Genomic DNA, 20,933 nt, shown 5'->3' with positions numbered 1-20,933 from the left:
TTTAATGAGTTTATTTTACATAGAAAGAGCACCGAAAACAGCTGTAGAAAACCCAAATGTTTTAATTCTTCTACACGGTTACGGTAGTCATGAAAATGATTTATTTTCCTTTGCTGAGGAACTTCCAGACGAACTTTTAATAATTTCAGCAAGAGCACCATTTGAAATGGGCTATGGAGGTTACGCTTGGTATGCTATTAATTTTGATGCCAACAACGAAAAATTTTCTGACGTTGCTCAAGCTAGTGACTCTGTTGATAAAATAGCAGAGTTTATCGATGAAATTAAACGTAAATACAACACTAAAAAAACATTTTTATTAGGATTTAGTCAAGGTGCTATTTTAAGTTTCGGATTAAGTTTTCGCTATCCAAACAAGGTAGATCACGTAATTGCTTTGAGTGGTTATTTATTAGAAGATTTAATTCCTAATGAAATTTCTGCAGATATTACAACAGATTACTATATTTCTCACGGATTAGTTGATCAAGTAATTCCTTTTACTTGGGCGAAAAAAACACCTGATTTTCTAAATAATTTAAATTTATTAAACGAATTTCATGAATATCCAGTAGGCCATGGTGTTGCTCCTCAGAACTTTTATAGTTTCAAAGATTGGATTCATAAAAGGTTATAATTATAGTATAAACAAAACTTATGTATAATAAACCCTTTTAAGTCAATATCGCTTACCTTTGCACGAGATTAAACTTAGATATCTTCTATCTTTTTAACCTAAATATTTTTATATGGATATTTTCACTCATCAAAATGCTTACATATGGTTTGTGCCCGTTTGTGCTTTAGCCATTGGTGTTGAGATGTATTTTAGCTACAAAAGAAAAGCCAAAAACTACGAGTTTAAAGATGTTTCTACAAACGTATATTTTGCGTTAGTTAATGTCTTTTTAGATGGATTGATGTACGCTACATCCTTTATAGTAATGGATTTCTTTTATGATTATCGTTTTATTAACTGGGAGAATACAGGGTTTTTATATTGGTTTATAGCATTTGTTGGTCAAGATTTCTTGTATTATATACATCATTATGTAGATCATCATTCACGTTTTTTCTGGGCTGTTCATGTTACACATCATAACTCAGAATATTACAATATCTCTACAGGTTTCCGTTCACCAGTTCTGCAACCATTTTATCGTTTTATGTTTTTAATTCCGTTAATTTTAATAGGAATTCAGCCATTACATATCATGTTTGCTTACGCGATGAATCAAAATTATGGAACTTTATGTCACACAAATTTTATAAAACCAACTAAGAGAAAAGGATTTGTAGGTTTTTTACTAAAAACTTGGGAATATATTTTTGTTACTCCTTCTCATCACAGAGTTCACCATGCTTCTAATGTAAAATACTTAGATAAAAACATGGGAATGTTCTTAATTATTTGGGATAGAATGTTTGGAACTTTTCAGGCTGAAGAAGAAGAAATGGAATATGAAAAGCTAAAATTCGGATTAACGAAACCTTTAGAAGACAAAGGACCAATCAATATCATTTTTCATGAATGGAAAGAAATCTTTAAAGACTTCTTCAGTAGAAAAAAAGATTTGCCATTGGGTACTCGACTAAAATATGTTTTTATGCCTCCAGGATGGAGTCACGATGGAAGTTCTAAAACAAGTAGAGAACTGCAACGTGAATTAAAAAACAATAACTAAATATTTAAAGTAAAAGAGATTCTTCCATACCTGTGGAAGAATTTTTTTTTCCATGCATAATCATACTCCGGAGTTTGAAAAAAATATTCAAATAAAAAATTTGAATTATAGTTTCGAAAACCAAAGCTGAAACTAAACTTTCCTACAACATGGTTTATGGGATTAATTACAGGAACCTCTACTTTATTTCCTTCATCGAAAACAAACTCTTTATTATTTGTTGGGTATCCTTGCAACATTGTATTGTAAAATACAATTTCTGGTTGAACATTAACTGCAAAAAATGCTGTTTGTTTGATCTGATCCCACCATTTTTGTGACCCAAAGAAATGATTTTCACTATTGATTGCACTATCCGGATTTCTTTCAAAAAAACATTTATTAGTCAACGATAACATTGGAGACACATAATTCTTTTCCCAACCTAAACCATACTGGAAACCATAATGAAAATAGAGTTCTTTTTTCCCTAATTTGTTTTCCCATTGATGATTATTCATGTATTGTAAAGCAAATCTTCCTCCATTTGCTATCTGGTAATTCCATCCATTATTGTTTTCAGAATCTGTAATATCTCTATGAATTACACGCTGGAAATTTCGACTTACCTCTCCTCCTATTATTCCTATTTTAATTTCAGCAGTAGATCGATATCTTCCATCGTATCTAATGATGTTTCTAGTTCTTCCTATATACTGAAATGAAGCAAAAGGTCTATCAATTGGATTTAAATCACCAATATCATTTACATTTAAAACATTAGGTGTGTATAAATCAAATCCAAAAAATACAGACTGATATGATAGATACTTATGGTCTCTTCTGAACGAAATTAATTTCAATCCAACATAATCGGTAATAAATGCGATTCTAACACCACCAGTATATTCATGATCTCTATTATCAAAAACAGCAAAAGCATCGTTATCGGTATAAACTCTAACTCCTTTGATAATCTTTTTATCTGATTTAAAATAACGATAGTATTCTGTTACAGAATCATAATATTTCTGTAAAAAAGCAGTGTTTTTAGTAACGTCATTTCTAGTAAGTGAAGTACTTGTAAGTCGTTTTCCTTCATAATACTCTTGAAGTTTATCATGTGCGTTTTTTACTTCATCTGGAATTTTATCTACTTGAGAAAAAGCATTTTCTCCAATTAAACTCCACATAAAGAATAGCAATAAGTAGCGTAAAAAAGTCATAAAGCGTAAATCTAGTGTGGAAGACACTACAATTTACGCTTTATTAAACCATATAAATCAGGGTTTTAACTAATTTTACCCTAAAATTTGCTCAGTATGAGTTTTCGTTTTTACTTTAGAAATAACTTCTTCGATAACTCCATTCTCATCAATTACAAAAGTAGTTCTATGAATACCATCATATTCTTTTCCCATAAACTTTTTTGGCCCCCAAACACCAAAAGCATTAATAACAGCTTTATCTTCATCTGCTAATAATGGAAATGGTAATTCGTTTTTATTGATAAAGTTTTGTTGACGCTTAGCACTATCTGCACTAACCCCAAGAATATCATATCCTTTTGCTAAGAAAGTTTGGTAATTGTCTCTTAAATTACAAGCTTCTGCTGTACAACCAGGAGTACTAGCTTTTGGATAAAAGAATACTACTAATTTCTTTCCTTTGTAATCTTCTAATTTAACTGTATTTCCTGCCTGATCTTTTGCTTCGAAATTTGGTGCGTTATCTCCTATTTTAAGTGTTGTCATAATTCGGTATTTTTGTTAAGTAAAAATACTGAAAAAATGAACAAAACAGAAAAAGTTCAGTTTGTAATTGATACTTTAGAACGACTATATCCTGAGACTCCAATACCTTTAGATCATAAAGATCCTTATACACTATTAATTGCAGTTTTAATGTCTGCACAAAGTACCGATGAACGTGTAAATATTATCACTCCTTTGTTGTTTGAACGAGCTGATAACCCTTATGATATGGTACAATTATCTGTTGAAGAAATTCGAGAAATTATAAAACCTGTTGGGCTTTCACCTATGAAATCTAAAGGAATATATGGTTTATCTAAAATTTTGATCGAAAAACATAATGGAGAAGTTCCGCAAAGTTTTGAAGATTTAGAAGCTTTACCTGCAGTTGGACATAAAACTGCAAGTGTTGTTATGGCACAAGCTTTTAATGTTCCTGCTTTTCCTGTAGATACTCATATTCATCGTTTAATGTACCGTTGGAATTTATCTAATGGAAAAAGTATCGCGCAAACAGAAAAAGATGCAAAACGTTTATTTCCGAAAGAGATTTGGAATAAATTACATTTACAGATTATTTTCTACGGTAGAGAATATTCACCAGCAAGAGGTTGGAATTTAGATAATGACATTATAACTAACGCCATAGGTAGAAAAACAGTAATAGCAGAATACAATAAAAAGAAGAAGAAATAAAAAAGCTCCAGTTCGCACTGAAGCTTCTTCACTCTTAATTCAAATTCAATTCAATGAGAACATCGTTTTCTGTTCTTACTGTTTTGAAGCTTTTAGAAAAGTTTAATATAAATTGTACTGTGGATTTTTTTGGGTTCATCTTGAACTCAGATGATCTTTCAGAGTAAATTTGCGCCATATATATAATTTTGTGCTTAATTATATATGTAACGCTAAACTTTTCTATTTATTATTCATTAACTAAAATAATTTGATTCTTATCAATTAGTTTTCTGAGGTTTATCAATGCATAACGCATTCTACCTAGTGCTGTATTAATACTTACTCCTGTATTTTCAGATATTTCATTGAAACTCATATCCATATAAATACGCATTTTTAATACTTCTTTTTGTTCTTCTGGTAATTCTTCGATTAAATTTTTAACGTCTAACAGAATTTGGTCTTTAATAATTCTATTCTCTGCGTTTAAAGCATCATCTCCTATGATAGAGAAAATGTCAAAATCTTCAGAACTATTAAAATATGGCATACGATTATTCTTTCTAAAATAATCAATTACTAAATTGTGTGAAATACGCATTACCCAAGGCAAGAATTTTCCCTCTTCGTTGTAGTTTCCTTTTTTTAAGGTTTTAATTACTTTAATAAAAGTATCTTGAAAAACATCTTCTGCAACATCTCTGTCTTGTACTTTACTATAAATAAAACTAAAAATTCGTTGTTGATGTCTTTTAACCAGAAGCTCAAGTGCTATTTCTCTTCCGTTAATATACTCTTTTACTAAGACGCTATCATCTGAAGTTTGTCTATACATAACTACTACTTTTAAGGAGATTAAGTAATCTCTATTTGGGATTTTAATAATTTTTAAAAGTAGTTTTCTTGTATAGGCGTATGATATTTAATCGGTTATGCGAGCGACAAATATCATTTTTTTTATCAGAAAATGCAAATTTTATGCTAATATTATTTAAATTTTGTCTTAATTAATAGATCATTTTACTTTAAAAGTGATTATTAAATCCCTTGTAAAATCCTTATTTTTGGTGTTTATATTTTAAACAATGGCAAAAGATCTTTCTACTATAAATCCTAAAGAAAACATCATTATTAAAGGTGCATCTTTACACAATTTAAAGAACATAGATGTTGTTATCCCACGAAATAAGTTAGTTGTAATTACCGGACTTTCTGGTTCTGGTAAATCTTCTTTGGCTTTCGATACATTATACGCAGAAGGACAACGACGATATGTAGAAAGCTTATCTTCTTATGCTCGACAATTCTTGGGTAAACTTCATAAACCGAAAGTCGATTATATTAAAGGAATAGCTCCTGCTATTGCCATTGAACAAAAAGTAAACTCAACAAATCCGAGATCTACTGTTGGTACTTCTACCGAGATTTACGACTACATAAAATTATTATACGCCAGAATTGGTAGAACCTTCTCTCCTATTTCAGGAAATGAAGTCAAAAAACATACAGTTACAGATGTTGTTAACTACGTAAAATCTCTAGAAGAAAAAACGAAACTATTATTAGTTGCTCCAGTAACACTTCCAGAGAAAAGAACTATTGAATCTTTACTCCAAGTATTGAAACAACAAGGATATGCGAGATTAAAGTTCAACAATAAAGTATATCGAATTGATAAGTTTCCTGTTGAAGAATTTACAGGTAATAGTATTGATTTGGTTGTGGATCGTGTAGTTATTCAACATGATGAGGATTTTTATAATCGATTAGCAGATGCTATTCAAACAGCATTCTTTGAAGGTAAAGGCGTTTGTTATATTGAAAACTTAGAAACCGAAGAAAAAACTGAGTTTAGTAATAAGTTTGAATTAGATGGTATTACTTTTTTAGAACCAAATACGCATTTATTCAGCTTTAATAATCCATACGGAGCTTGTCCTACTTGTGAAGGCTATGGAAATGTAATTGGTATTGATGAAGATTTAGTTATGCCAAATACTGGTTTATCTATTTATGAAGATGCCATTTTCCCTTTTAGAACAGACGCTTACAAATGGTACAAAGAGAACCTAATTCTAAACGCAGATAGTTATAACATTCCAATTCATAAACCTTGGTTCGAACTTACAGAAGAACAACAAAACTTAGTTTGGCAAGGAACCGATAAGTTTAGTGGAATTCAAGATTTATTTAACGAGTTAGAAGAGAAAAGTTATAAAATTCAGAATAGAGTTATGCTTTCTCGTTATCGTGGAAAAACACAATGTCACGAATGTGATGGAACACGATTACGTAAAGAAGCTAACTATGTTAAGGTCCATGATAAAACAATTTCAGAATTAGTTAATCTTCCTTTAGATGAACTTAGTGTGTTTTTTAAATCCATCACACTTAATGAATACGAAGAAAAAATAGCAAAACGATTACTAACTGAAATTAACAATCGTTTACAATTCTTAACTGATGTTGGACTAAGTTATCTTACTCTAAACAGAACTTCAAACACGTTATCTGGAGGTGAAAGTCAACGTATTAATCTTGCTACCTCTTTAGGAAGTTCATTAGTTGGTTCTATGTATATTTTAGATGAACCTAGTATTGGTTTACACCCAAAAGATACAGAACGATTAATTAAGGTTTTAAAAAACTTACGTGATTTAGGAAATACAGTAATTGTAGTTGAACATGATGAAGATATTATGAAGGAAGCAGACTACATTATTGATATTGGCCCGGAAGCAGGAACACATGGTGGAGATGTTGTCGCTGAAGGAACTTATGATGAAATAATAAATTCAAGTACACTTACTGCAAGATATTTATCAGAAAAACTAGCGATTGAAGTTCCTGAAAAAAGACGAAAAACTAAGAACTTCATTAAGATTATTGGAGCAAGAGAGAACAATCTTAAAAATATAGATGTTACTTTCCCACTAAATAATTTGACTGTAATCACAGGAGTTTCTGGTAGTGGTAAAAGTACTTTAGTAAAAAAACTTTTATATCCGATTATGCAGAAAAAGCTTATTGGATATGGAGATAAAATCGGTCAGTATACAGATATTGAAGGAAGCTACGAAAATTTAAAACATGTAGAATTTATAGACCAAAATCCTATTGGTCGTTCTTCTCGTTCAAATCCTGTGACATATATTAAAGCTTACGATGACATTCGTAAACTTTTAGCTACTCAAAAGTTATCGAAAATTAGAAATTACCAACCTAAACACTTCTCATTTAACGTAGAAGGTGGTCGTTGTGAAGTTTGTAAAGGTGAAGGTGTAGTTACTATTGAAATGCAATTTATGGCCGATGTTCATTTACAATGTGAAAGTTGTAAAGGAAAGCGTTTTAAGAAAGATGTTTTAGAAGTAGCCTTTGAAGGAAAAAATATTGATGATATTTTAAATCTAACTATTGATGATGCAATAGACTTCTTTTCTAAAAATGAAGCTCCGAAGATTGCCAATAAATTAAAACCACTTCAAGATGTTGGATTAGGATATGTACAATTAGGACAATCTTCATCTACACTTTCTGGTGGCGAAGCGCAACGAATTAAATTAGCTTCATTCTTAATTAAAGGAAATACTAAAGACAAAGCTTTATTTATTTTTGATGAACCTACTACTGGATTACATTTTCACGACATAAAAAAGTTATTAAATTCATTTAATGCTTTAATTGAAAAAGGACATTCTATTATCGTTATCGAACACAATACAGATCTTATTAAGTGTGCAGATCATATTATAGATTTGGGTGTTGAAGGCGGTAAAAAAGGTGGAAATTTGATATTTGAAGGAACTCCAGAGGACTTAATACAGGAAAAAGACTCTTTAACAGGGATTTTTATTAAAGAAAAGTTAAAAAATTGAAAAAATATTTTTATTTTACTTTAAATTTTAACATTAACAAGGATGTTAACCCCGAAAAAAGGAAGATTATTAATAGCAGAACCATCAATTTTAAATGATGATTCTTTCAAAAGAGCGATCGTATTAATTACAGATCATTCTAATGCAAGTTCTGTTGGTTTCATATTAAATAAACCAATGCAATATGTTTTAGAAGATTTGATTCCAGATATTGATTGTGATTTTACAATATATCAAGGTGGACCTGTAGAACAAGAGAACTTATATTTTATTCATCGTATACCTCATTTAATAGAAGACAGCATAGAAGTTGCCAATGGTATTTATTGGGGTGGAAACTTTGAATCTTTAAAACAACTTTTAAACGATAACTTAATTAAATCTACTGATATTAGATTCTTTTTAGGTTATTCTGGTTGGGGTTCTCAGCAATTAGAAAGTGAATTAAATACGGAATCTTGGTTTATATCTGAAAATGATTTTTCAAATATCTTTAGCCAAGATGAAGAATTGATCTGGAAAAACAAACTACTACAAAAAGGTGGTAAGTATAAAATATGGGCTAATGCTCCTGCAGACATCACAATGAATTAATTCATTTATCTGATTACAAGGCGTAAACAACTACAAAAAGCCGCCTTACAACTTCTTAGCATCATTTTCAGATAGAAATATTACTAAATTCATGATACAAACAAAATACAAGTATTATGAAAGTAAAAAATACCTTAGTTAAATTAGTTAAATTAGTTAAATGTCATGGAAATGAATTTGAGATAGAATTCCCACAATTAAAATTATCATTATCTGTAAGTAGATATTATTACGAGAAGCTATCCAATAGTCCAAATGAATATACTTTCATTTAGAAACAAAGTGAATTCATACAATAATACATATCAATATATTCGTGCTATTTTTGTTTTAAATGTATACCCCTTACCTAGCAATTTGTTTCATTTAATTGTTTAAAAACTTCAAAAAACGACAATTTAACACAACCAAATATCATTAAATAACTACCATTCATCTAAAAAAAACTACCAAATACCTAAAATTTCAATCCAAAAAGAGAAATGATTTATAATTTCATAGCACCAAAAAACTTAGTAATTATGAATTATTCCCCTAAAAAAGTAAAGTTTATTACCCCGAGTGGTAGTGAAATGGAAATGAAGTTACCAACTACAGATTTAACATTAACAATCAACAGGTATTACAATAAAGAATACTTTGTTGATAAAGTTAAAGTTAATGTATACCTTAATTAAGATTAGACTTTACCATTTAATAACAACAACTAATTCTTCTTTTTAAAACATGAATTCTAGCGCTGTTTTACTAATACGCTATCATCGTGTATTTTAATCCACCATTTAAAAACTTTTGCTCCATATTATATTGATTTAGCTATATTAGCGGAAAAATAATATTTATGTTAAGCAAAAAGTTTTTTTCTGTTGTTATACTATTAGCTATCTTTTCTTGTGATTCCCCTAAACCTAGTCATAGTGCGGTATTAGAAGAAGAAATCCCTGAATGTAAAATTATGATTGTTTTGGGTGATGATAGAAGTGGTTCTTCAGAAAGCATTCAAAAATTAAACAAAGACGATTACAAAGCTATTGTTGATGTAATCAACGAAAACGGAAGTGGATATTTTACATCTACAATCATAGGAAATCCTGCTCCAAATTCTAAAGAAATTTTCAGATTAAAAGTAAGCGCTTTAAAGCCTTACAAGAATATATTAACTTCTGAGCACCCTACACTTTCTGAACAAGCAAAACAGAAGAAATATAATGATAAGATAAAAGCCAAAAATGAAAAGATTAAGAAGAAAAATGCTTCTAAATTAAATAGCTTTTTATCTAAAACAGTTCAAAGTTCAATTGTAGGATATAAACCTTACAAAGGAAAAGACATTACAAATATTGATTTAGCTTTCGAACACATTAACAAGCTTTTAAAAGAACCAAACGTAGAAGATTACGACAAAGTAATGGTTGTACTTTTTACAGATGGTGTTAATGAACCTAAACGTTCTGGAAGAATTGAAAAAATAAAAACCAAACTTGCATTACCAGATAACGCTGAACTTTTCTTAATCGGATGGAAAGATACTTCTATTTTCGACGGAGCTGAGTTAAATGAATTTGAAGGTAAAGAAGGATTCTTTAGTTATATTGAAGACTTTGATTGTTTATAAAAACTAGAGTTATGATTATTAATTGGGACAAACCATCTACAGATGAATCGGAAGATCTTTTTAAAATCTCTGACGAATTAGCTTCAAGAGCAAATTCTGCATCAAAGAGAGCGAGAGATACTTTTGAAATTTTAAAACCAAATGAAGAAAAACTAAGTCACTGGGACAAGATTATGTCGAATGCCTATGTCGTTCCTTTCACCATTGCTTTTGTTGTTATCTGTATTTTAGAATATTATTTCAGTAGAGAAATTTATAGAGATATTTTACCTCAAGCGCCTTGGGTTATTGGTGTGGGTATTATTTTTATTTCGATTGTAATTGCTGAATTAATGGTAGGAATGTTAAGTTCTCATACTCGAAATAAACGTTTTTTTGAAGAGAAAAAAATTCCTTCAAATTCAGCAAAACCTGAATCTGACATTAGAAAAGGAATTGTTAGAGATGTTAGAATTCAGTTTTTTATAGGGACTACGCTATTCTCAGCAATTGGTGTCGCTATATTTTATTTCTCAAAAGAGCGTGTGGCTAGAGAAATTTCAGCAGGTATTAGAGAATCTGCTTTTGGAATTCAAGATGTTTTACCAGTACTTTTCTACGTATTAGAGGTATTAGCTGGTTTATTTGTATTTTATTTATTCAAGAGATCTGTTTTAGCATTTAAAAACTATAGAAGCAGAAAAAGATATAGCAAAGAAGTACAAAACGCTAGATCTAACACAAGTGAATCTTGTAAATATTTTGATGACGCTGAAAAGAAAGGATACAATACTTTTTTAGATGATGTAAGTAATAATGTTCATTTAGGATTTTACAGAAACAAACATCAAAATACGAACGAGCAACATTTAAAATATGTAAACGAGCCTGAAAAAGAATTACAAGCTTTTAAAGCACTATTTAAAAATGCAAGTGGTAATCCGATTCAAGTTACCATTGATGCTTTAACAGAATACAAATTTAGAGAGAGTAAAACGAGTAACCCAGAAGGTATAATCGATATGAACTTTAATTCATATCCAGAAGATCAAATCAAACAATTTAGAGTTACTTATTTCGATGCGAACAAAGAAAAGTTAGTTGAAGAAATATCTGGAAACTACTCACTAAATAATGATACACCTTACGAAATCATTTTAAAGTAAGTTTAATCGTATATAAATTAAAAAGAGGTCTAAAATATTTTAGACCTCTTTTTTGTTATCCTGTGATAGACACAAAATTTAAACTCTTTTGTATCTTTTTTGAAATCTCAGTTTTAAATTCTTTTTTCCTATAATTCGTAACAGGCTGTACACCTAGAATTGCATTCGTAATAAATACTTCATCTGCTTTTTGAATTTCAAATGGAGAAATCGTAGTTTCCTCAATAGAATAATCGTCATGCTTTTCTAACAATTCGATTATTTTTTTTCGAACGATACCTTTAATACAACCTTCTGTTAAAGCTGGTGTTTTAATTGTATTTCCTTTTACGATAAAAATATTTCCATTTGTTACTTCTGCAACACCTTTACGTTCGTTTAGCAACACACAATTATCAATATCATTTTCCTGAGCATAAACAGAAGCAATGGTATTTAACATTCTGTTCGTTGTTTTAATTGTAGACAACATTCCAGAATAATTGTAGAAATCTTTATATAAATCTAATACGTATTTATCTTTAGCTACTACAGAAACAGGTTTTACATCAATAACATAATCTATTTCATTAGTTTTTGGTGTGTATAAACCACCATCTTTTCTGTATACTGTTAATCTAGCTCTAAGAATGTTTTCAGAAAAATGCGCTACAACTTTTTGAATTTCCTTTTCTAAGAATTCTAATGTAAATTCCATCGGAATCTTCATTCTAAGCATACGCATTGAAGCCATTAATCTAAAATAATGATCTTCTAAAAATACTACTTTACCGTTCTGAATTTTAATAGTTTCAAAAATACCATCTCCAAATTTAAAAGCCCTATTTTCTATAGTTAAAGGCGCTTCAGAAGCTTTAATTATATTTCCGTTGTAATTTATCATTCTAAATAATTAATAGAACGAAATTAGTAAATAAAAAGATGTTACAAATAAAAAACTCGGCATTTAGCCGAGTTTAGAATATCTTAAAATAATTAAGCACCTATTAAATGTTTTAATTCATCGATTTGATTTTCCCAAAGCATTTTTGCTTCTTCTGCAGACTCTTCGTCGTCGGCGAAATCTGTTATGATTAACGAAACGTCTTTTGTTAAAGGATCTACCTGAACTCTAAATTCAAAATAACTTTCGTCATCTTCACTTTCTGTCCATTTAAATTTTATACGCTCGTCTGCTTTTTTTGTTACTATGGTTGCTTCCTCTTCACTATCATCCCAATAAAAGGTAATAATTTTACCTCTAGAATTCACTCGATCGGCAAACCACTCTTCTAATCCTGAAGGTGTTGCAAAATATTGATATAAAAGAGCTGGAGAAGCGTGTACAGGTATTTCTAATTCAAATTTAACTTTACTCATTTACATTTAAGTTTAGCACACAATATATAGAAATATTCTTTTTAAAAAAAATCATTTAGTTTTCTTGTTTGAAACAAAAATTGAACTATATTTGCATCCGCAATCGGCGAGGTAGCTCAGGTGGTTAGAGCGCAGGATTCATAACCCTGAGGTCGGGGGTTCAAGTCCCCCCTTCGCTACGGAAAAAACAGTTACAATTTTTGTAACTGTTTTTTGTTTTAAAAAAGCTTTATGAAAACTCTAAAAAAATGGTATTGGCGTTTACTTTTTAGTTTAGTCATCGGACAAACAGTTGTTCAAATGTTTCCTGGTTTTAACGACTTTATATTTGTAGTTACGATTATTACCTCTTTCATTATTTTATCTGCGATGGCGACTAAATTATGAATCATCTTTTATTGGATTCTTTTTAGTTATCTTTAAAACTAAATAAATCTATTTCTATGAGTGGAAAATCTTTCTTCAGAAACTTTCTAATGCTTTTACTACTTACCTCTCTTATACTTATTTTCACCTATGCTTCTATGTTTTTATATTTAGCATGTTCCTGTGTTATTGGAATTGCTATTACATATATCAATGAAGAAAACTAAATATTAAAATATGTTAGGAATCTTTATTAATATTTTTAAGCTATGATTATTTTCATACTTATTTTAATATTCGTTTATTCCATTCTTATGTTGTTAATGAAATTATACAAACCTTCTTTTCAACCGTTTTTTGAAAAACACTTTATCGTAATCCATATTTCATTACTTTTAATTTCTGGTTACCTCTTATATACTTTTATGCAGATTTCGTATCAAATAAGAAGCTTAGATTAAAAAGATAAAATTAAAGGGCTAGTTTTTTTGTTTAAAATCGTAAAAATGAAGATTAAAATGACCGATAGAAAGCCTACACATATTTAAAATACTGGAGATACAGTTTTTTATTTTTTTTCTAATATTGGACTATTCATTTTGTTTTGTTAATCACTCTTTTTTGTTTATACTTTAGAATCATGGAATCATATATGTTAATTATTATAATCATCGTAATTGTAGTTGTTACTTTTATTTGTCCTAAGTGCGTTAAAATTTTTGGAATAGGAAGCGATATTTTTTTTAAGGACAGAAAGTAAAAACTACACTTTTACTTTATTTTGTTTTTACTACTTTCACTCAATGTTAATTTCAAGATTATCTTTTGGTTTAAGTATTATTTCAATCCTATTAGGTTTATGGATGCAATTTGATCTATATATTAATTTTATAGAAGCAGTTGGAAAAACAAGAGCTCTTTATGGGCTTAAACATCTTTTACTTTGGATTATATTACCAGCTTCTATTCTAGGGGTAATTGCGTTTATTTTATTACTCTTATCATTTTTTTTAAAAGAAAAAAGAAAGACAATTATTATAAATCTATTTGTATCAATCCTAGTCTATGTAATTCTAAAATTTCCATTTTGGCTCTGGTTATCATAATTAATAAAGTTTATTTTTAATTTTCTCTTTTAACTCAGATATTCTTTTTATTGTTTTGGATTTTATTCTAAAAAGAGCGAATAACAAATAATACTCTTTATACTCTCATTCTTTTTTCAATTCCTCTAAAGTCAAAACCTGCTCTTTTTATAATGTTCGTTTAACTATTTTTTTTCTTAAATAATATCTTTCAATTTTAGCTTTGCAATGTTGTTAGTTGTCTAAAGAAAAATTGAATCAGTTTTAATTTTGCCATACTTAGGTGTTCAAGTATGGCTTTTTTTATCCATACTCTAATGTTAAATTTCATTTCTCTTACCTTTTTCTAACTTTACTTTTACATTGAATATTTAGGTAATAAATATTTTTGTCTTGTAAATAATTTGAACTATTTCCCCCTCAAAAAAACAAACAACTATTATTAGTTCGTTTGTTTTTTGTTTAAAATCGTAAAATTAAAATAATCAACAGAAAGGCTGCACATACTGTAAACACTGATTGTACAACATTTTTTACTGTAACGAAAACTCGCTAAAATAATCTCCAGAAGAATAAAATCTACATATTTATACTTTTAATAAGAAAATATGAAATTCATTTAGTAAATTTGAAATGTCTAAAAGACGTTTTAGACACTTTTTCTTTTTCATAGCAATTTTCCCACTCAAGCTTTGAGTGGGTTTTTCTTTTAAAAAATAATCTTTGTTTTTGTGGATGAAAAGATGATAATTTCAACTAAAACAGATACATTACATTAGCTAATATTACACTTAATTTATTTTCAATTTATTAATACTAAACTCGATCTCACTGATATCTCCTTTAGTTTCATTAATCCTAGAGTTCGTGTAAAATAACTCATTGTTATAAATACTAAATGTATCTGCCCATTTAACTTTATCTCCTTCTGCTGCAACAGTAATCTTTTCACTTGAAATAGCTAGTTTCATAATTTTATTGTTTTCTAAGTCGGCAAAAAACAAATTACCCGACTCATCTATAATCATTCCATCTGGAGCAGCTGTTTTTGTAACAAACTTTATACTTTTTTCAATTTCTGAATTATCTTTTTTGATTAATTCCTCTGTAGAAATTGCGTATAAACTATATCCAGTTAATGCATGAAAATACAATACATCATTTTTTGTATCTAATGCTATTCCGTCAGAATGCACGGTATTCTTCCAAATACCATTACTAAACGTTAATTGATCTTTTTCGGCAAGTGTAGATTTATGATTATCTAAAACTCTGAATGATTCACCTGAGTTTATGTCTACAATTACAATTCCTGCGTGACCAGAATCTGTTAAGTATATTTTACCTTTTTTCTTATCTACACGTAAATCGTTGATGTATGAATCTTTATGAAAACTCTCTTTATTTAACTTATAAGTCTTCACCAATTGATTAGATGTAAGATCAAATGTGAAAATTCTAGGATTATCAATCACACCTTTAAATAATGGATTACGTGTATCTAAAACATAGAGCTTGTTTTCAAAAGCAACCACAGATTGAACAGCAACAAATATGCTATCAGAATGTACATCGCCTATTTTCCAAGTATTCCATTTTTGATTAGGAAAAGGAATTGATTTCCCAGCTTCTAAAACTTCAACAACTGAATTTTTCACATTTTCTCGCCACCTAGGAAAATTTGCAAAAATTCGACCTTCTTTACTTACACTTACACCTGTTACTTGTTGTCCTTTAAAGCTTGTCACATTTTCTATTTGTGCTTTCTTAGAATTACAGCTCAAAATTCCTAGAGCAACAATAAGTATTAGTATTTTTTTCATTTTTGATTTAATTAAATATAATGCTTGGTGTAATCTTATTTCTAATTGTAAAGTTAGTTAAAAGAGCTAAGTCGTAACATAGATTTCATGATTACATTTCTTAAACTTTTGTCAATTTCTATTGGTGACATTACTTAATCTTTAGTCATACAACTTCATTTCTTTGTGTTATTAGCAAAAAAAAGAAGATCTCGCTTTTAGCGAAATCTTCTATTATATTATTTGTAAAAATGTATCCTAAAAATAGGTTAATTCACACGTTCCTTGACTACTAAATCTATTTCTCTTACAGTAAACATCTGGCCATCCAAATGTACCTCCAAAAGCAGTACAATCTGCATTTGTTCTACAAATCCTTCCTATTACAGGAAGTTGACCTCCATTAATTTCTTTTTGCTGGTTTTTCGTAAGAAACTTACCTAAGTTTTGAATGTTTTTTTTCATTTTAATAATTTTAAAAAAGGTTAATTTTTGCTTTAATAAAAAAGCACTCCGATAAATATAATTATTTTATTTTGAATATAGTATGGTTAATTACTGTTGATTAAAAAATAGAAGTATGTTATTTACACTACCAACGGACTAGTATATGCTTCATTTATATTTTAATCGTATTGTTAATTAAAAAAGATCATTTTTTTGATGTGGAGAGATATAGTTAGAAACACAAATTAATTATTCTTTAAATGAGTAGTAAACTGTATCATCAATTACCGCGTAAACACCACCTCTCATTAAAAATTCATAAATATGATCTCCTGAATAATTCAAATCCACTAAAGGTTTAGATAAATATTGTGCGAATGAGTAATGGCTAGAAATACAATCAATGGCCTGAAATATAGCAAAGGTTTTAGGGTTTTGATCTATTTTTTTTCGTCCAAAAAAATCACCAAATCGCTGAGAAAAGACATCACTCATTACTTTATTACTTACTTCTTCATAATTAGAGTTAAATTGAAACTTCGTTGGAAAATTAATATTTTCAAAAAGTTTTTCATTTTCTACTACTAACTTTTTCTCTTCAATATCAGCTTTTAAAAGTTGCTCCAAATATTCTTTTCTATTTTCAGTTTCATCTTTAATACCACCATTTCGATAATCCTTTAAATAACGACTCATACGTTCAGTCAACTCATTTTTATTTATAAAAGGTTTATATATTTCTTCAATCTCGTATTCTGTTGGATTATCCATAAATAACGTATCAAAAAATCCTTTTCTAACTGAACGATCAACTTCATAAAATTCGATCCAACTTTCGACAATATTTCTCATAATTAATTTTTGTTTTATTATTTGATCAGTTATAAAATCTGATTCTAGAAAATTTCACAAAATTTGTACGAAGGAATAAATCAGACTCCTTAGCTATGCTTCTATTTTTGTTTAACTAAACCTACTTATCTTATTAAATAGTAATTGAAAAATATAAAAGATAAATTTTACCTTCTTTATATATTAAATAGATTTTGTAAGGCAAGCCATAATTATAATTTTCATCAAATTCTACTTTGTCTACTTTAGATGAATTTTCAAAAAAATCATTTAACAACTCAACAAATAGTTTTTTTATTGAAAAATTATTTAGTTTATCTGATATACCTTTATTTATATCTTCATTATTAGAATCACCTATTTTATAAATAAAATTTTGACAAAACTCAGAGTACACTTTTTCAAGTTGAAATTTAAAATCGGTTATAGGGCTAAAATTCTTTTAAATGCTCTTCTAACGTTTCATTCATTAGTTCAAATTCAGATAAATGGAAATCTCTACCATGATTATCTTCATTTAATAAAGTAAGTACTTCAAATACACCTTCGATATATCCTTTAAGTCTTTCACTCATTTATTTTCTCTTAATTTTGACTAATATTGGGGTTCATCAATAATAATCGGTAATTAGTTTTTGAATTCTTTTAGAGAAATCACATACAAGGGTTTGATTTATATAAGTTTCACTTCCTAGAACCTACTACAAGAAATAAACTTACATTGTTATTTGTTCGCAACCTTAAAAAATTCACTAGACTTTCAAACAAAAATAAGTGAACTTGAAAAAAATCAGAAAACTTGTTAAACAAATCTACTTTTTAATAAAGAACCTTTTTATGGTTTAGAAATACAATTCATCTTCACAATTAAAAAAATCCGAAAAATAAAACTCGTAAAAAAAGCTACAACTACTGTATTTACTAGCTTTTGAAAATCATAAAAAAAACATATGATAATTTCTGTGATTAATTGCAGATTTAATTATTCTATTTAAATTTTATTCTCTACATTTACCCCATATTAGTAATAGTTTATATTACCTTTAAGAAAAATGTATAACGTTTAGCCTCATAGTAAAATATGAGGCTTTTTTGATTTATAATTTAAGGTATTGTAAACTCTTTGTAAAGTCGAATTATAACAAAAAAGAAGACCAACACATTCTAAGAATGCATCGGTCTTCCCAACACTAATTCAAATCTTCTTTATTGAAATACTTTTACGTAATCTATTTCCATTTTTGCTTCTGAAAAACCTGCATCTATTGTTCCTCCTAAAGTTCCTCCCATAGCTACATTTAAAATCAAAAAGAAATCTTGATTAAAAGGCAACATAGATGAATTGGTTAACTCATAATACTTTGTATTATCTAGATACATACTAATGCTTGTTTCTGTCCATTCTAAGGTGTATAAATGAAACTCTGATGTAGCATTGGTAATCGCAGTAGTTTGACTAAAATCTGCTTTGGTATTACTCGCCGTGTCTTGCCAATGACACGTAGCAAGAACTGTATTTTTATCTGCGCCAGTTTGCTCCATTATATCAATCTCTCCAGAAAACGGCCAACCTACAGTAGGAAAATTAGAACCTAGCATCCAAATTGCAGGCCATGTTCCTGCGCCTTCTGGTAACTTGGCTCTAACTTCTACTCTACCGTACTTAAAATTAAATAATCCCTGTGTTTTTAATCGTGCTGAAGTAAAATTGCTTCCAGAAAAATTCTCACGTTTTGCTGTGATTACTAAGTTTCCGTTTTCAACTACTGCATTATCTGTTCTATCTGTATAATATTGTACTTCATTGTTTCCCCAGCCATTGGTACCTGTTCCAATGTCATAAGTCCATTTTGAACTATCTGGAGTTCCGTTTGTAGTAAAGTCATCTTCCCAAACTAAAGTATTAAAAACGAACTGAGAACTTGGATCCGGTTCTTCTGAAGTAATTAAAAACCACCAATCAAATTCATTATTTGCATCTGTAATTCTTAAAGCCAATTCGTTAGGAGTTTGTCGATTAAAAATTTGATACTCATGATTTCCGATGTAGTAACCAATAAAACCGAGTCCAGACAATGCGATAGTTTCTACACCTCCTGGTGCAATCAAACTCCAATTCCCTGTATAATCTGCTAACGAATAATTCAGAATATCAGCATTATCGGCTGTTCCTCCAGAACCTCCGATACTTGATAATTCGTCTATTAATCCACCTCTTCCAAATACAGTTCCATTAGTAACATGTTGAAATGTTCCATCTGAATTAAAAATAAAACGATCGTCATACATTCCTACACCATCTTTTTCATTTGCTGATGCTTGATACCATTCTCCAAAAACAGTTCCTCCGACCGGACCTAAACCAAAGTGTCCTGCAACTTCTGATTTAATTCTCCATGTTTTTGATGTTACTGCATCTGGATTTGCTGGATCGAATCCGTATAACATTTGCTTTAAATCATCTGGAGCTGAGTATAATGCCAATACATCTACTTGTATGGTTTTACTTGAACTTACTCCGCCTGTTCCTATAGCAACAACTGAAACTGTGTATGTGTTTACACCTAGTTCACTGAAGTTATAAGTAATCTTTCCATCAGGTTTGGTAGCTTCTGATCCGTTGTAAACAAACTTGAATGATAAAGCATCGTCTGCCGTGGCTGTAAAATTTACAACTCCACTTCCATCTCCGTTTGGATTTGTAGCATCTTGACCAATAATTTCTGCTACTATATTGATATTACTTGGTGTTATAATATCACCAAATTCGTAAGTATTCTCTTCACAACTATGAAGCAATACTAAACTTAATAGTAATAATCCTAACTGTATATATCTCTGTATTTTCATTGCTTTCATTAGTTTAATTCGTTAATGTTAATTCATCATAGTAATACACGCTATCATCTCCATTCACTCCGAAATCAAAAAAGATAACTACTCGAACATAATCAGCTGCTGGCACACCACTAAAATCATAAATCAATTCTTCCCATGAATTGGAAACTGTAGTGTTTAAATCAACTTCATAAGTAATACTAGCATCTTGATTCTCTAATTTTAACTTCACTACTGCTCCTTGTTTTGGTGACCATGTTTTTACACTAATCTTGGAATATGTTACAAAATCTAACGCTGCTCCTGTTTCAAAAAAGGCACCGGCCCAAACTTCCGAACCATTGGTCTTAGTTAACTTTGCTACATTAGATGTAGTATTTACACCACTCATATCTGGATTGGCTATTACTTCAACTCCGGCAATGTTTCCGAATGAAGTAAAAGTTAGGGCTGTGCCTTCAAAATCTTGGAATAATAATGGAGAAACTCCTGAGTCGTTTACTAAAGTTATAGCATCATAATAATACTCACTACCATCTCCGTTTACTCCAAAATCAAAGAAAATAACTATACGAACATAATCTGCTGTTGGAGCTCCACTGAAATCATAAATTAATTCTTCCCAAGCATTAGAAACTGTTGTATTTAAATCAACTTCATGAGTAATGCTCGCGTCTTGATTCTCTAATTTTAGTTTTACCACTGCTCCTTGTTTTGGTGACCAGGTTTTTACACTAATCTTAGAAAAAGTAGCTAAATCTAATGGAGAAGTAATTTCAAAGAATCCTCCTGCCCAAACTTCTGATCCGTTACCTTTTGTTAATCGTGCAACATTAGCAGTAGTATTGATTCCACT

The 20,933-nt window shown here is 29.4% G+C and carries 19 protein-coding genes, 1 tRNA gene and 1 pseudogene; 10 read left to right on the top strand and 11 right to left on the bottom strand.

The features are described 5' to 3' along the window. Window positions 1-4: 4 nt before the first annotated feature. The gene (locus tag Q1A15_RS17790; RefSeq protein WP_299627223.1) at window positions 5-637 is read left to right on the top strand and encodes an alpha/beta fold hydrolase; all 633 of its coding nucleotides are present in this window, start codon (window positions 5-7) and stop codon (window positions 635-637) included. A 112-nt stretch (window positions 638-749) separates the two neighbouring features. Further along, entirely contained in the window at window positions 750-1,685 is a 936-nt protein-coding gene (locus Q1A15_RS17785) for a sterol desaturase family protein (protein ID WP_299627221.1), read from the top strand. On the opposite strand, the gene Q1A15_RS17780 is transcribed toward Q1A15_RS17785, so the two are convergent. Continuing rightward, complete coding sequence (locus Q1A15_RS17780) at window positions 1,682-2,890, bottom strand: lipid A-modifier LpxR family protein (RefSeq protein ID WP_299627220.1); 1,209 nt, start codon at window positions 2,888-2,890, stop codon at window positions 1,682-1,684. The genes Q1A15_RS17785 and Q1A15_RS17780 overlap by 4 nt on opposite strands. 75 nt (window positions 2,891-2,965) lie before the next feature. Further along, on the bottom strand, window positions 2,966-3,418 hold the full coding sequence (gene bcp / locus Q1A15_RS17775) for a thioredoxin-dependent thiol peroxidase (RefSeq protein ID WP_299627218.1): 453 nt from the start codon (window positions 3,416-3,418) through the stop codon (window positions 2,966-2,968). A 36-nt stretch (window positions 3,419-3,454) separates the two neighbouring features. On the opposite strand from bcp, the gene nth reads away from it, so the two are divergent. Continuing rightward, window positions 3,455-4,114, top strand: a complete 660-nt coding sequence (nth, locus tag Q1A15_RS17770; protein ID WP_299627216.1) for an endonuclease III — start codon at window positions 3,455-3,457, stop codon at window positions 4,112-4,114. A gap of 229 nt (window positions 4,115-4,343) precedes the next feature. Here nth and Q1A15_RS17765 read toward each other — a convergent pair whose 3' ends face one another. Continuing rightward, window positions 4,344-4,931, bottom strand: a complete 588-nt coding sequence (locus Q1A15_RS17765; RefSeq protein WP_299627214.1) for a sigma-70 family RNA polymerase sigma factor — start codon at window positions 4,929-4,931, stop codon at window positions 4,344-4,346. A 250-nt stretch (window positions 4,932-5,181) separates the two neighbouring features. Between Q1A15_RS17765 and uvrA the strand changes: the two genes are divergently transcribed. From uvrA to Q1A15_RS17740, 5 genes are all read left to right on the top strand, one after another. Continuing rightward, the gene (gene uvrA / locus Q1A15_RS17760) at window positions 5,182-7,974 is read left to right on the top strand and encodes an excinuclease ABC subunit UvrA (protein ID WP_299627212.1); all 2,793 of its coding nucleotides are present in this window, start codon (window positions 5,182-5,184) and stop codon (window positions 7,972-7,974) included. Window positions 7,975-8,016: 42 nt separating this feature from the next. Further along, on the top strand, window positions 8,017-8,568 hold the full coding sequence (locus Q1A15_RS17755; protein WP_299627210.1) for a YqgE/AlgH family protein: 552 nt from the start codon (window positions 8,017-8,019) through the stop codon (window positions 8,566-8,568). A 521-nt stretch (window positions 8,569-9,089) separates the two neighbouring features. Further along, entirely contained in the window at window positions 9,090-9,245 is a 156-nt protein-coding gene (locus Q1A15_RS17750) for a hypothetical protein (protein WP_299627208.1), read from the top strand. 164 nt (window positions 9,246-9,409) lie between these two features. Then, the gene (locus Q1A15_RS17745; protein ID WP_299627207.1) at window positions 9,410-10,183 is read left to right on the top strand and encodes a hypothetical protein; all 774 of its coding nucleotides are present in this window, start codon (window positions 9,410-9,412) and stop codon (window positions 10,181-10,183) included. A gap of 11 nt (window positions 10,184-10,194) precedes the next feature. Next, on the top strand, window positions 10,195-11,328 hold the full coding sequence (locus Q1A15_RS17740) for a hypothetical protein (protein WP_299627205.1): 1,134 nt from the start codon (window positions 10,195-10,197) through the stop codon (window positions 11,326-11,328). A 55-nt stretch (window positions 11,329-11,383) separates the two neighbouring features. Here Q1A15_RS17740 and Q1A15_RS17735 read toward each other — a convergent pair whose 3' ends face one another. Both Q1A15_RS17735 and Q1A15_RS17730 read right to left on the bottom strand, forming a co-directional pair. Beyond that, complete coding sequence (locus tag Q1A15_RS17735) at window positions 11,384-12,211, bottom strand: aminotransferase class IV (protein WP_299627203.1); 828 nt, start codon at window positions 12,209-12,211, stop codon at window positions 11,384-11,386. A 92-nt stretch (window positions 12,212-12,303) separates the two neighbouring features. Next, the gene (locus tag Q1A15_RS17730) at window positions 12,304-12,687 is read right to left on the bottom strand and encodes an START-like domain-containing protein (RefSeq protein ID WP_299627201.1); all 384 of its coding nucleotides are present in this window, start codon (window positions 12,685-12,687) and stop codon (window positions 12,304-12,306) included. A 105-nt stretch (window positions 12,688-12,792) separates the two neighbouring features. Between Q1A15_RS17730 and Q1A15_RS17725 the strand changes: the two genes are divergently transcribed. Further along, window positions 12,793-12,866 (top strand) — tRNA-Met (locus Q1A15_RS17725). Between the two features lie 52 nt (window positions 12,867-12,918). Next, window positions 12,919-13,074, top strand: coding sequence for a hypothetical protein (locus Q1A15_RS17720; protein WP_299627199.1), 156 nt, complete (start codon window positions 12,919-12,921; stop codon window positions 13,072-13,074). Between the two features lie 1,855 nt (window positions 13,075-14,929). On the opposite strand, the gene Q1A15_RS17715 is transcribed toward Q1A15_RS17720, so the two are convergent. From Q1A15_RS17715 to Q1A15_RS17690, 6 genes and pseudogenes are all read right to left on the bottom strand, one after another. Continuing rightward, entirely contained in the window at window positions 14,930-15,961 is a 1,032-nt protein-coding gene (locus Q1A15_RS17715; RefSeq protein ID WP_299627197.1) for an L-dopachrome tautomerase-related protein, read from the bottom strand. Between the two features lie 237 nt (window positions 15,962-16,198). Further along, complete coding sequence (locus Q1A15_RS17710; protein ID WP_299627196.1) at window positions 16,199-16,405, bottom strand: hypothetical protein; 207 nt, start codon at window positions 16,403-16,405, stop codon at window positions 16,199-16,201. A gap of 231 nt (window positions 16,406-16,636) precedes the next feature. Then, window positions 16,637-17,239 (bottom strand): hypothetical protein, encoded by a 603-nt coding sequence (locus Q1A15_RS17705; protein WP_299627194.1) that lies wholly within the window; start codon window positions 17,237-17,239, stop codon window positions 16,637-16,639. Between the two features lie 431 nt (window positions 17,240-17,670). Then, window positions 17,671-17,814: a hypothetical protein gene (locus Q1A15_RS17700; protein ID WP_299627192.1), complete on the bottom strand. Its 144-nt coding sequence runs from the start codon at window positions 17,812-17,814 to the stop codon at window positions 17,671-17,673. A 631-nt stretch (window positions 17,815-18,445) separates the two neighbouring features. Beyond that, on the bottom strand, window positions 18,446-20,089 hold the full coding sequence (locus Q1A15_RS17695; protein WP_299627190.1) for a glycoside hydrolase family 16 protein: 1,644 nt from the start codon (window positions 20,087-20,089) through the stop codon (window positions 18,446-18,448). A 13-nt stretch (window positions 20,090-20,102) separates the two neighbouring features. After that, window positions 20,103-20,933: pseudogene (locus Q1A15_RS17690) on the bottom strand (hypothetical protein); the annotation flags it as partial.

The organism is uncultured Tenacibaculum sp. (genome assembly GCF_947495995.1).
In the GTDB taxonomy this organism is placed as follows: domain Bacteria; phylum Bacteroidota; class Bacteroidia; order Flavobacteriales; family Flavobacteriaceae; genus Polaribacter.
The sequence above is the reverse complement of the archived record's forward strand: the minus strand, read 5'-3'. Positions and strand labels throughout refer to the sequence as shown.

What these genes read in the sequence shown, in the direction of transcription:
- Q1A15_RS17790 (WP_299627223.1), top strand. Translation starts at nt 5, where the DNA reads ATGAGTTTATTTTACATAGAAAGAGCACCGAAAACAGCTGTAGAAAAC.
- Q1A15_RS17785 (WP_299627221.1), top strand. Translation starts at nt 750, where the DNA reads ATGGATATTTTCACTCATCAAAATGCTTACATATGGTTTGTGCCCGTT.
- Q1A15_RS17780 (WP_299627220.1), bottom strand. Translation starts at nt 2,890, where the DNA reads ATGACTTTTTTACGCTACTTATTGCTATTCTTTATGTGGAGTTTAATT.
- bcp (WP_299627218.1), bottom strand. Translation starts at nt 3,418, where the DNA reads ATGACAACACTTAAAATAGGAGATAACGCACCAAATTTCGAAGCAAAA.
- nth (WP_299627216.1), top strand. Translation starts at nt 3,455, where the DNA reads ATGAACAAAACAGAAAAAGTTCAGTTTGTAATTGATACTTTAGAACGA.
- Q1A15_RS17765 (WP_299627214.1), bottom strand. Translation starts at nt 4,931, where the DNA reads ATGTATAGACAAACTTCAGATGATAGCGTCTTAGTAAAAGAGTATATT.
- uvrA (WP_299627212.1), top strand. Translation starts at nt 5,182, where the DNA reads ATGGCAAAAGATCTTTCTACTATAAATCCTAAAGAAAACATCATTATT.
- Q1A15_RS17755 (WP_299627210.1), top strand. Translation starts at nt 8,017, where the DNA reads ATGTTAACCCCGAAAAAAGGAAGATTATTAATAGCAGAACCATCAATT.
- Q1A15_RS17750 (WP_299627208.1), top strand. Translation starts at nt 9,090, where the DNA reads ATGAATTATTCCCCTAAAAAAGTAAAGTTTATTACCCCGAGTGGTAGT.
- Q1A15_RS17745 (WP_299627207.1), top strand. Translation starts at nt 9,410, where the DNA reads ATGTTAAGCAAAAAGTTTTTTTCTGTTGTTATACTATTAGCTATCTTT.
- Q1A15_RS17740 (WP_299627205.1), top strand. Translation starts at nt 10,195, where the DNA reads ATGATTATTAATTGGGACAAACCATCTACAGATGAATCGGAAGATCTT.
- Q1A15_RS17735 (WP_299627203.1), bottom strand. Translation starts at nt 12,211, where the DNA reads ATGATAAATTACAACGGAAATATAATTAAAGCTTCTGAAGCGCCTTTA.
- Q1A15_RS17730 (WP_299627201.1), bottom strand. Translation starts at nt 12,687, where the DNA reads ATGAGTAAAGTTAAATTTGAATTAGAAATACCTGTACACGCTTCTCCA.
- Q1A15_RS17720 (WP_299627199.1), top strand. Translation starts at nt 12,919, where the DNA reads ATGAAAACTCTAAAAAAATGGTATTGGCGTTTACTTTTTAGTTTAGTC.
- Q1A15_RS17715 (WP_299627197.1), bottom strand. Translation starts at nt 15,961, where the DNA reads ATGAAAAAAATACTAATACTTATTGTTGCTCTAGGAATTTTGAGCTGT.
- Q1A15_RS17710 (WP_299627196.1), bottom strand. Translation starts at nt 16,405, where the DNA reads ATGAAAAAAAACATTCAAAACTTAGGTAAGTTTCTTACGAAAAACCAG.
- Q1A15_RS17705 (WP_299627194.1), bottom strand. Translation starts at nt 17,239, where the DNA reads ATGAGAAATATTGTCGAAAGTTGGATCGAATTTTATGAAGTTGATCGT.
- Q1A15_RS17700 (WP_299627192.1), bottom strand. Translation starts at nt 17,814, where the DNA reads ATGAGTGAAAGACTTAAAGGATATATCGAAGGTGTATTTGAAGTACTT.
- Q1A15_RS17695 (WP_299627190.1), bottom strand. Translation starts at nt 20,089, where the DNA reads ATGAAAATACAGAGATATATACAGTTAGGATTATTACTATTAAGTTTA.